7 protein-coding genes are annotated in these 10,522 nt (G+C 70.9%); all 7 read right to left on the bottom strand.

All coding sequences use genetic code 11. The features are described from left to right. Window positions 1–126: 126 nt before the first annotated feature. Window positions 127–3,681, bottom strand: coding sequence for a DUF4082 domain-containing protein (locus tag ACIRPX_RS09635; RefSeq protein ID WP_404190722.1), 3,555 nt, complete (start codon window positions 3,679–3,681; stop codon window positions 127–129). 117 nt (window positions 3,682–3,798) lie between these two features. Next, window positions 3,799–4,917 carry a DegT/DnrJ/EryC1/StrS family aminotransferase gene (locus ACIRPX_RS09630; RefSeq protein WP_404190718.1) on the bottom strand — a complete coding sequence of 373 codons (1,119 nt, stop codon included), beginning with the start codon at window positions 4,915–4,917 and terminating at the stop codon, window positions 3,799–3,801. Then, window positions 4,914–5,624, bottom strand: coding sequence for a NeuD/PglB/VioB family sugar acetyltransferase (locus tag ACIRPX_RS09625; RefSeq protein ID WP_404190715.1), 711 nt, complete (start codon window positions 5,622–5,624; stop codon window positions 4,914–4,916). Before ACIRPX_RS09625 ends, ACIRPX_RS09630 begins: the two co-directional genes overlap by 4 nt. Next, on the bottom strand, window positions 5,621–6,760 hold the full coding sequence (locus tag ACIRPX_RS09620; RefSeq protein ID WP_404190712.1) for a DegT/DnrJ/EryC1/StrS family aminotransferase: 1,140 nt from the start codon (window positions 6,758–6,760) through the stop codon (window positions 5,621–5,623). The genes ACIRPX_RS09625 and ACIRPX_RS09620 overlap by 4 nt, the downstream gene beginning before the upstream one ends. Then, the gene (locus tag ACIRPX_RS09615; protein ID WP_404190709.1) at window positions 6,757–7,731 is read right to left on the bottom strand and encodes an SDR family NAD(P)-dependent oxidoreductase; all 975 of its coding nucleotides are present in this window, start codon (window positions 7,729–7,731) and stop codon (window positions 6,757–6,759) included. The genes ACIRPX_RS09620 and ACIRPX_RS09615 overlap by 4 nt, the downstream gene beginning before the upstream one ends. A 44-nt stretch (window positions 7,732–7,775) precedes the next feature. Then, on the bottom strand, window positions 7,776–8,831 hold the full coding sequence (locus tag ACIRPX_RS09610) for a Gfo/Idh/MocA family protein (RefSeq protein ID WP_404190706.1): 1,056 nt from the start codon (window positions 8,829–8,831) through the stop codon (window positions 7,776–7,778). Between the two features lie 23 nt (window positions 8,832–8,854). Beyond that, window positions 8,855–10,261: a sugar transferase gene (locus ACIRPX_RS09605; protein WP_404190703.1), complete on the bottom strand. Its 1,407-nt coding sequence runs from the start codon at window positions 10,259–10,261 to the stop codon at window positions 8,855–8,857. Window positions 10,262–10,522 lie beyond the last annotated feature (261 nt).

Below are 10,522 nucleotides of genomic sequence, written 5' to 3'. Positions count from 1 at the left end.
GGTTTGTCGGTGCCTTATTTGTTGGTGTGAAAACAAACCGCCCCCCCTCACTCCCCAAAACCCACCCCCCGGGGGGGGGCCCCGGGGGGGGGGGCCCCCCCCCCCCCGACGGTGCGTGCGGACGGGTCAGTTCTTCTTTTTCTTGACGACGGTCTTGCTGGTCAGGGTCCAGCTGTGGGACTTCACCTTGTGGTGGTGCCTGTCCTTGGCCGTGACCGTGATCTTGAACCGTGTGCCGTCCGGCAGGGGGGTGGACAGGTGGACGGACGCCTTGTGGGTCGCCCGGTTGTAGGAGACGACGGCCGTCGCATGGAGCTTCCTGGCGGCCGTGGAGCCCTTCACGATGCTCACGCTCGCCGTGACCGACGAGACCGCGGCGCTCTTGCCCACGGACATGACCAGGGCGCTCGCCGCGTCGGCGGTGCGCGCCACCGAGGACGTGGTCGCCTCCGAGGCCTTGGCCGTCGCCAGGGACGCGCTCGGGTCCTCGGCGGTGAAGACGGGGCCCACCCAGTAGTTCGCGGATCCGTAGGAACCGGTGGGGAAGGCCGGGTCGGCGCCGTAGCGGTAGAGCCCGTTGTGATGCGCGGTGGTGTCGGCCGTGGCGGTCAGCGGATACGACTGGTGGGCACCGGAGAAGTAGCCGCCGTCCACCGCGTAGTTGCCGTTCGGCGCGTGGTAGGAGACGACGTACGCGGTGTCGGCGGTGACCGCCACCGGGGTGGTGAAGGTCAGCGTCTGCCAGCCGGAGGCCGTCTCGTTGGTGAAGGTCCCGCTCGCCAGCAGTGTGCCGTCGTCCGACCAGAGGCTGCCGGTGTGGGTACCCGTGTTGCCGGTGCCCTTGTAGAAGGTGACACCGGTGATCCAGCCGTCCGACGAGGACGTGAACCGGGTGCCCAGCTCCACCGAGTTGGCGTCACCGGTCACATCGGTCGTGGCCGGCACCGCGGAGGAACTCCACAGCGTGCACGGGCAGGTGACCGCGGGCGGGGTGGAGTCGGTGGTGAACGACCACGTCACCGGATCCGTCATGGCGTTGCCCCACACGTCGGAGGCCTGGACGGAAGCGGTGTAGGTGGTGTGCAGCGACAGCTGCGTCGACGGGGTGAAGGTCGCCTTGTCCGCCGAGGGGAAGGTGACCGAACCCGGCACCGTGTTGCCGTCCGCGTCCTTCACGGTGAAGGTCACGTTGTCGGTGTCGACGGCCGCGCTGAAGGTGGCCGACACCGGCGACGTGATCGACGTGCCGGTCGCCCCGGACGTCGGGGAGGTCGCGGTGACGGTGGGCGGGGTCGTGCTGGCGGTGGAGGTGTCCAGCACCACGTCGACCCAGTAGTTGCTGCCCGAGGACTGCGAGCTCGGGAAGGCACTGGTCGAGCCGTAGTGGTAGACGCCGTTGCCGCCGTCGGTGCCCGACTTCAGACCCGTCAGCGGGGCCAGGCCCGCGTCGCTGTCGTTGAAGTAGCCGCCGTCGTAGGAGTATCCGCCGTTGGGGGCGAAGTACGAGGCGACATAGGTCGTGTTGGCCTTGACGGCCACCGGGTTGGCGAAGTTCAGCTGCTGCCAGCCGGAGGCCGTCTCGCCGGTGAAGGTACCGGTGGCCAGGCGGGTGCCGGAGGCGGTCCACAGGCTGCCGGTGTGGGTGCCGGTGTTGACCGGCGACTTGTAGAAGCGCACCCCGGTGATCGAACCGGCCACCGTGGTGCGGAACTTGACGCCGAGCTCCAGCGAGCTGCCGTCGCCGCCGTTGACGGTGCCGGGCACGGACGAGGCCGGCCAGATGGTGCAGGGGCAGGACTGGGGGCCGACGGTGACCGGGATGGTGGTGACGGCGCCGATGTTGACGCTGTCGTCGACCGCGCGGACCTTGATGTCCGCCGCGCCCGGGCTGGTCGGGGTCCAGCTGTACGTCCACGAGGACAGACCGGTGGCGGCCTTCCAGGTCGAGCCCCCGTCGGTGGAGACCTCGACGCGGGCCACCACACCGCCGGAGTCGGAGGCGGTGCCCTTGATGGTGACCGGCTTCAGCGCCGGGACGGTGGTCCCGGAGGCCGGGCTCGTCACGGTGATGCTCGGGCCGGTGGTGTCGGTGGTGGCCGTCGCCGCCACGAGGTTGCTCTGCCGGGTCGCCGGCTGGACACCCATGTCGGCGAGGACGTTCAGTGTCGCCTGCTGCATCCGGGAGTCCTCGGTGACCACCGTGTCATCGGGGTTGTAGGTGGGGACGTTGGTCAGACCCCACGACCACTGCACGGTCCCCGACCCGAAGACCAGGGCTCCGGAGTCCTGGTCGCGGAACTCGACGAGGTTGTGCGTCGCCGTGCCGTTGCCGTAGACGTTGCCCCAGTCCATGCGGAGTTTGCCGTCGTTGATGTCCACCGTCGTGGACGACACGTCGATCGCCCCGGCGGGCCGGGTGGCGTTGTCGATGTCGCTGTCCCACTCGTAGCCGAGGGTGCCCGTCGGGAACGTGGCGGTCTGGCCGGAGGTCAGGTCGGCGATGGAGGTGTTGCGCCAGATCCGGTTCTTGCCGTACGAGCCGGGGACGGTGATGGCGTCGCTGCGGTAGCCGTTCACGGTGAACATCGAGCCGGTGAGGATGTTCGGCGGCTGGTAGTCCTGCCCGTAGTTCTCGCTGGCGGGGTCCATCCAGGTGCCGGTCCAGGTCCCGCTGGGATCGGCGATGCCGTTGTTCTGCTCCATCTTGGTCATCTTGTAGCAGACCAGGGTGCGGTCGGCGGTGCTGGTGCCGTCGATGCTCGGCGCGAGGCGGGTCTTCCAGAAGACCTCGTTGCCGCTGAAGAAGCCCTGCCGGACGCCTGCCTTCCGGGCCGCGAGGACGTTGGAGTACTGGCTCTGCGTCCAGTACTCGTCATGGCCGGAGGACAGGTACACCTTGTGCTTCTTCAGCAGGGTGGCGCCGTTCGCCGAGGACACGTCCACGCCGGAGGTGTAACTGACGTCGTAGCCGTTGCGCTCCAGCCAGGCCAGCATCATGTACTCGGAGCCGTAGATGCCGTTGTCGCCGCCGATGTCCAGCGGCCGGTTGTAGCTGACCTCGTAGGCGCGGCCGTCCGGCGCGGGGCCCAGGCCGCCGTAGAGGTCCTGGCCGCCGTAGTCGTTGTAGGCCTGCCAGGTCTGGTCGCTGGTCTGCACGACGACGTCGGAGGTGCTGGCGTCGTTGCGCACGACGAAGGGGTAGGGCATCAGGCCGTCGCCGTCCGTCTGCGCCAGGTTCGCGATGTACAGGCCGGACACGGCGTCGCTGGGCACGGTCCAGCTCGCGGTCACGGGCCAGTTGCCGCAGTCGACCAGGCCGGTGTTCTTGGTGGTGCAGTCGGCGGGCTTGGTCGTGTAGTTGGCCGGATACGTCACCGCCGCCTGGGCCGCGGTCGACATCTGGCGGGCGCCGTCGCCGCCGTACCAGCCCAGCCGGTAGATCTGGACGTTGTACGCGGTCTTCGACTGGACCTTGAACTGGACGGTGTCACCCGCCTGGACGCTCTCCTTGGTGGTGAAGCCCTGGATGTCGCCGTAGGCGTTGGGCGAGAACCAGTCGGTCTTCGGACTGCCCGGCTTGGAGTTCTCGCACACGATGGGGTTCGAGCCCGACCCGCACGGATCGGAGGCTGCCTGTGCGGACCCGGCCAGCGGGAGCACCGCCAATATCAATGCCGCCACGACGGCGAGGCGGGTGCCTCTGATCCGTCTGCTCCAACTTTTCATATGTACCTCTCAGCGGTGCTGTGCTGGACCGGTCCGCGGGGACCGGTGGTGGAGCGAAACTCTGGGGACCGGTCAGCCGGCGAGTGCGTCGGTGAGCGTGTCGACGACGCGCTGCTGCTGGTCGGGGGTGATCTGCGGAAACAGGGGCAGCGACAGGATCCGGTCGGCCGCGTGCTCCGCGTTCGGGAAGCCGCCCCGGCTGTGGCCGAGTCGGCGGTACGCCGGGGTCAGGTGGACCGGGGCGGGGTAGTGCACTCCGGCGCCGATGCCCTCGGCGTTGAGCTTGCCGACGACGTCGTCGCGGTCGGCTCCGGCGACCTGGATGACGTACAGGTGCCAGACGTGGACGTTGCCGGGCGCGGTCACCGGCAGGACGACCCGGCCGGCCGCCGCGAGGCCGGCGAGCAGGGTGTCGTAGCGGGCCGCGGCCGCCCGGCGCGCCGCGTTGCCGTCCGCCAGCCGGGCCAGCTTGGCCCGCAGCACGACGGCCTGCAGCCCGTCCAGGCGGCTGTTGAACCCGGGCACGTCGTGGCGGTACTTGGCGACGCCGCCGTGGTTGGCGATCGCGCGCACCAGGCCGGCGCGTTCCTCGTCGTCGGTGAGGACCGCGCCCGCGTCGCCGTAGGCACCGAGGTTCTTGCCCGGGTAGAAACTGGTGGCCGCGATGTGGCCGCTGCCCGGGGTGCGGCCGTCACGGCTCGCGCCCTGGCACTGGGCGGCGTCCTCCACCACCCGTACGCCGTCGGGGAGTCGGCTGGCCAGCGCCGTCACGTCGGCCATCTGCCCGTAGAGGTGCACGGGCACGACCGCGCGGGTGGCCGGGGTGATCGCGTCGAGTGCGGCCTGCGGGTCGAGCAGGTGACTGCCGGGCAGGCAGTCCGCCAGGACCGGGCGGGCTCCGATGCGGGCCACCGCGCCGGCGGTGGCGATGAAGGTGTTGGCGGGCAGCACGACGTCGTCCCCGGGGCCGACGCCGCTCGCGCGCAGGGCGAGTTCGACGGCGTCGGTGCCGTTGGCGACGCCCACGCAGTGCGCGACGCCGCCGAAGCCGGCGTACTCGCGCTCGAACCGGCGCACCTCCTCACCGCCGACGAAGGCGGTGTTGGCCAGGACGCGGTCGAATCCGGCGCGTACCTCGTCGGCGACCTCCTCGTGGGCCGCCTTGAGGTCCACAAGCGGAATCTGGTTCATGTGACTGGTCCCCCCAGTGCGTGCGTCGCGACGTCGAGTGTGCGCGAGGCGAGTTGATCGAGCGCGGGCGCGGCCGCCGCGCGCAGCCGACGGGCCGGGCTCCCCACCCAGACCTCGCCCGGCGGCACGTCACCGAGCACGGCGCTCCCCATACCGATCTGCGACCAGGCGCCGATCGTCGTGCCTTCTCTGATCAGGGCGCCGGAGCCCACGTAGGCGCCGCGCTCCAGCCGTACGCCGCCGCCCAGGCGGACGCCGGAGGTGAGGGTGGCGAAGTCCTCGACCACGTCGTCGTGGGTGAGCACGACCTGGGGCATCACGGCCACGTGCGCGCCCACCCGCACGGCCGCGGTCAGCGCGCAGTGCGCGAGCAGGACCGAGCCGGGCCCGACCCGCGAGGTCGCCGACACCGCCGCCGCGGGATGGACGACGGTGGCGTAGCGGTCCGCGGGCAGCGCGAGCCGGCCGACGAGGCGGGCTCGGGCCGCGTAGTCCCCCGGGTTGCCGACGCAGACCACCACCTGGGCGGCGGGCAGCTCGTGGACCAGGCCGCACCCGCCGAGCACCGGCACGCCGTCCACCTGGGTGCCGTGCAGGGCGGGGTTGTCGTCGAGGTGCCCGAGCAACCGGAAACCGCCCGCGGCGGCCACGGCCTGCGCGGTCTCCCGGGCGAATCCGCCCGCCCCGACGATCACGAGTTCGTTCATCCACGGGCCTGTTCGCGCAGTACGGCCACGACGCGGTCCTGCTGGGCCTCGGTCATGGTGTGGAACAGCGGCAGGATCAGCGAGTGGCGGCTGATGCGCTCGGTGACCGGCAGCGGGGCGCTCGGATGCTGCGCGTAGGCGGGTTCCAGGTGCGCGGCCATGATCCCGCGCCGGGCCGAGACGCCGGCCTCGGCGAGCGCGGCGAGCAGGTCGTCCCGGCCGACGGGGAAGTCCTCGGCCGGCAGCACCCAGTAGGACTGGAAGTTGCTCTGCCCGTGCGCGGGATCGCGGACAGGGGTGAGGCCGGGGACGTCGCTCAGCAACTCCTCGTAGCGGGCGGCCAGTTCACGTCGGCGGGCGATCATCGCGTCGAGCTTGCCGAGCTGCACCAGGCCGATGGCGGCCTGGACGTCCGTCATGCGGTAGTTGAAGCCGACCTCGAGGTAGCTCTCCAGCACGGGCTTGTCGCTGGCGTGGCGCGCAGCCGCCGAGGCGTTCATGCCGTGCTCACGCAGCCGGCGCAGCCGGGCCGCCCACGAGGCGTCGTCGGTGGTGACCATGCCGCCCTCGCCCGTGGTGACGAGCTTGCGCGGGTGGAAGGACCAGGCCGCGAGCAGCGCGCCGTGTCCGACGGGCTTGCCGCCGACGGTCGAGCCGATGGCGCAGGCCGCGTCCTCCACCAGCGGCAGGTCCCAGTCGGCGCAGGCGGCGCGCAGGGCGTGCACGTCGGCCGGGACACCTCCCTGGTGGACGGCGAGGACGGCCTCGGTGCGCGCGGTGCGCACCGCGTCCACGGTGGCCGGGGTGAGGTTGCCGGTTTCGGGGTCGACGTCGGCGAAGACCGGCTCGGCACCGACGTAGCGCACGGCGTTGGCGGTGGCGATGAACGACAGCGAGGGCACCACGACCTCGTCGCCCGGCCCGATGCCGAGGGCGACCAGACAGAGGTGCAGCGCGGTGGTGCACGAGCTGACGGCGACGGCGTGCTCGGCGCCGATACGTTCGGCGAAGGCCCGCTCGAAGGCGGCGACTCTCGGGCCCTGGGCGACCCACCCGGACAGCACCGCGTCGGAGGCGGCCCTGGCCTCCTCCTCGCCGAGCCAGGGGATCATCACCGGGATGCGGTCGGTGCTCACCGGGCCGCCTCCCGCTCCGCGCGCCACCACTCGACCAGGTCCCGCAGACCCGTACGCAGGTCGATCCGCGCCGTGAAGCCGAGCCGGTCGGCGGCCCACGAGGTGTCCGCGAGGCGGCGGGTCACGCCGTTCACGGCGCGGGCGGGGCCGTGCACCGGCTCCAGACCGGTCGCGCCCATCGCCGCCAGCAGGCCGTCGGCGAGCTCCTTCAGCGAGGTCTCGGTGCCGCTGGCGACGTTGAACACCTCGTCGGTCAGGTCCGACTCGGCGGCGAGCACATTGGCCCTGGCGATGTCGCGGACGTCGACGAAGTCCATGGTCTGCAGGCCGTCGCCGAGGATGAGCGGGGGTTCGCCCGCCTCGATGCGCTCCATCCAGCGGATGAGCACCTCGGTGTACAGGCCGTGGATGTCCATGCGGGGGCCGTAGACGTTGAAGTAGCGCAGGGCCACGTAGTCCAGGCCGTACATGGCGTGGAAGCTGCGCAGCATGCCCTCGTTGAAGGCCTTCGCCGCGCCGTAGAAGGTGTCGTTGTTGTACGGGTGGTGGCGTTCGGTCGTCGGGAAGTCCTCGGCCATGCCGTACACGGACGCCGAGGAGGAGGCGATCACCTTGGCCACGCCGGCCTCGGCCGCCGCCTCCAGGACGTTGAAGGTGCCGTCGACCAGGACCTCGTTGGCGAGCCGGGGCTCCTCCGCGCACTGGGTGATGCGGATCGCGGCCAGGTGGAACACCAGGTCGGCGCCCTCGGTGACCTTCCGGACGGTGTCCGCGTCCCGGACGTCGCCCTCGACGACCTCCACGACCCCGCTGGGCAGTGCCTGGGCGAGGTTGGCGCGGCGCCCGCGCACGAAGTTGTCCAGGACGACGACTTCGCGGGCGCCGCCCTCGGCCAGCAGGTCGACGAGGTGGGAGCCGATGGTGCCCGCTCCCCCGGTGACCAGGATCTTCTTGCCACGTACGCTGCTCAACTGCCGTGCCCTTTCAGGGAAGTGCATCGCTGACTCGGTTTCGCTCAACGCCCGGCGCGCAGGCCCACGACCGCGCCCTTGAACTCGAGGCTGCGGGAGGCCGCTTCGAGGATGTCCAGCACCCTCAGGCCGGCCCGGCCGTCGGTCAGCGGCGCCCGGCCCTGCCGGATCGCGTCGCCGAACTCGTCGACCATGCTGCGCAGGGCCTCCTTCTCGCCGATCGCGGGCGCGACCATGTCGCCGGAGCGGTAGGAGATGAGCATGTCGCGGCGCTCGTCCGCGCCGATCTCCTGCGGGGAGGCCAGGTCCACGCCCCGGTCGAAGACGGCCACGCGCTGGGCGGGGTTGAGGTCGTCCCAGACGAGGGTGCGCTTGGAGCCGCCCACCATGGTGGTGCGTACCTTGGTCGGCGAGAGCCAGTTGACGTGCACGTGGGCGATGGCCCCGGTGTTGAGCTGGAGCGTCAGATAGGCCACGCAGGCCTGGCCGGCGCCGATCGGGTCGGCTCCGTGGGCGGCGACGGCGACCGGCTCGACGTGGTCGGGCAGGATGAAGTCCAGGATCGACAGGTCGTGCGGGGCCAGGTCCCACATCACGTCGATGTCCTTCTGCACCAGCCCGAGGTTGATGCGGACCGAGTCGACGAAGTGGATCTCGCCGAGCTCGCCGTCGCGGACCAGCTCCCGGATGCGGCCCACGGCGGGCGTGTAGCAGTAGGTGTGGTCGCACATCAGGGTGAGACCGCGTTCCTCCGCCTCGCTCACCAGGCGCTGTCCGTCGGCGTAGGTCGCCGCGAGCGGCTTCTCCACCAGGACGTGCTTGCCGGCGCGCAGGGCGGCCAGGGCGATGTCGAGGTGGGTGCCGGCCGGGGTGGCCACGGCGACGGCGGCCACCTCCGGGTCGGCGAGGACGGCCGCGTAGTCCGAGGTCGCCTGCACCGTGGAGTAGGCGCCCAGGACGCGCTCGGCGCGTGCGACGTCGAGATCGCACAGCTGACGCAGCCGGAAGCGGTCGCTGGCCTGGAAGTTGCGTACGAGGTTGGGCCCCCAGTAGCCGGCCCCGACGACCGCGACCCCCAGCGGCTCCGTGGTCTGCGTCACTTGCTTCCTCTTTCCTCGGTCCATCAGTAGGCCCCCGTTCCTCGCACCACTGCGGACCCGGTGCGCGCCAGGATCGACAGGTCCAGCCCCATCGACCAGTTGTCCACGTATCCGAGATCGAGCCGGACCGCCTCGTCCCAGGGCAGGTCGGAGCGCCCGCTGACCTGCCAGAGTCCGGTGAGGCCGGGCTTGACGAGCAGCCGGCGCTTGATGTCCGGCGTGTACTCCTCGACCTCCTCGGGCAGCGACGGGCGCGGGCCGACGAGCGACATGTGGCCCTTGACCACGTTGATGAGCTGCGGCAGCTCGTCCAGCGAACTGCGCCGCAGGAACGAGCCGACACGGGTGACCCGCGGGTCCTTCTTGACCTTGAACAGCAGTCCGTCGCTGTTCTCGTTGAGGTGCTGCAGCTCGGCCCGCAGGGCCTCCGAGTCCACCCGCATGGTGCGGAACTTCAGCATCGTGAAGTGGTCGCCGAAGCGGCCCACCCGCTCCTGTCTGAACAGGGCCGGGCCGGAGCTGTCCAGCCGCACGATCAGGGCGATCAGCAGCATGGGCAACGAGAGCAGGAGCAGCAGGCCCGCGGCGAGGGAACGGTCCAGCAGCGACTTGGGCAGCCGCGAGAAGCGGGACATGTCCGGCGCCTTGATCCGCACCAGGGGCACCCCGTTGGTGGGCCGTACCGCGAGCCGCTCGGCGGACACGTCGGTCAGCACCGGGGCCAGCAGGAAGTCGACTCCCTGTGCGGCCGCGCTCCAGGACATCCGGCGCAGCACGCTGGGATCGGCGCCGGGAACCGGCAGCGCCACCAGGGTGTTGATGCCCAGGGCATGGACGACGTCGTTCATACCGCCGATGCCGCCGAGGAAGGGGAGCCCCAACTTCCTTATCTCCGCGGCGTTTTCCGGGTCGCTCAGGCAGACGCCGGCGACCTGGAGCTCCTGCGCGCCGCCGCGCCGCAGCACGGAGACCAGCTCCACGATGCCGCGCGAGGGGCCGACCAGGAGCGTCACGCTGCGGTCGCGCTCGCGCGCCCAGCGTCTGTGCAGCCGGCGGCGGAGCGAGTAGCGGACCGCCACCCCTATCACGGCGACCGGCAAAGCCGCCATGATCATGTCATGAAGGAGGCCGGAATCGCGGGTGAACAGCCAGTACGCGACCGCGGCCAGGGCCGGCAGCGCGACGGCGCCGCGCAGCACCCGCCGGTACTCCTCGAACCCCAGGCCCAGGGCGCTGCGGTCGTAGGAGCGATGGGCGAACATCGCGACGATCCAGGTCGGGGGCAGCACCAGGGCCACCGCCCAGCGGCCGTAGGCCGCGTGGATCAGGAAGGCCGCGGCGGCCGCGGCGCAACCGTCCGCCACCAGCAGTGCCAGCCGGTACTTGTGCTCCCAACGTCTTCGGCGAGCCGGTGGACGCCTGTGTTCCACCTGTGCTCGCTCATGCGTGACCTCAATGGCCATGCCCCCCCCACCATGTGCGCGGCTACCCCTGACCGATGTGCCCTGGACGAGCGGCACTGGAAAGCGATGGGAGCGTCGGCGGTTCCCCAACCGCCTCATGCACCCAGCACGCTGGCTACAGATTGATCAGAATGAATCACAACGCCGCACCGTGACATGCAATCAAGAACCTGTTCCCCACCCAAACCGGTCCGGCGAAGCTCAATCTAGACCACGTAACTCTGTCTC

The sequence above is a fragment of the Streptomyces sp. NPDC101225 genome (assembly GCF_044767585.1).
Classification (GTDB): Bacteria; Actinomycetota; Actinomycetes; order Streptomycetales; family Streptomycetaceae; genus Streptomyces.
Note: the sequence above shows the minus strand (reverse complement) of the source record. Positions and strands in the feature narration are given on the sequence as shown.

Bases quoted from the DNA above. Each gene is read 5' to 3' on its own strand.
- ACIRPX_RS09625 (WP_404190715.1), bottom strand. From the start codon at position 5,624: ATGAACGAACTCGTGATCGTCGGGGCGGGCGGATTCGCCCGGGAGACC.
- ACIRPX_RS09630 (WP_404190718.1), bottom strand. From the start codon at position 4,917: ATGAACCAGATTCCGCTTGTGGACCTCAAGGCGGCCCACGAGGAGGTC.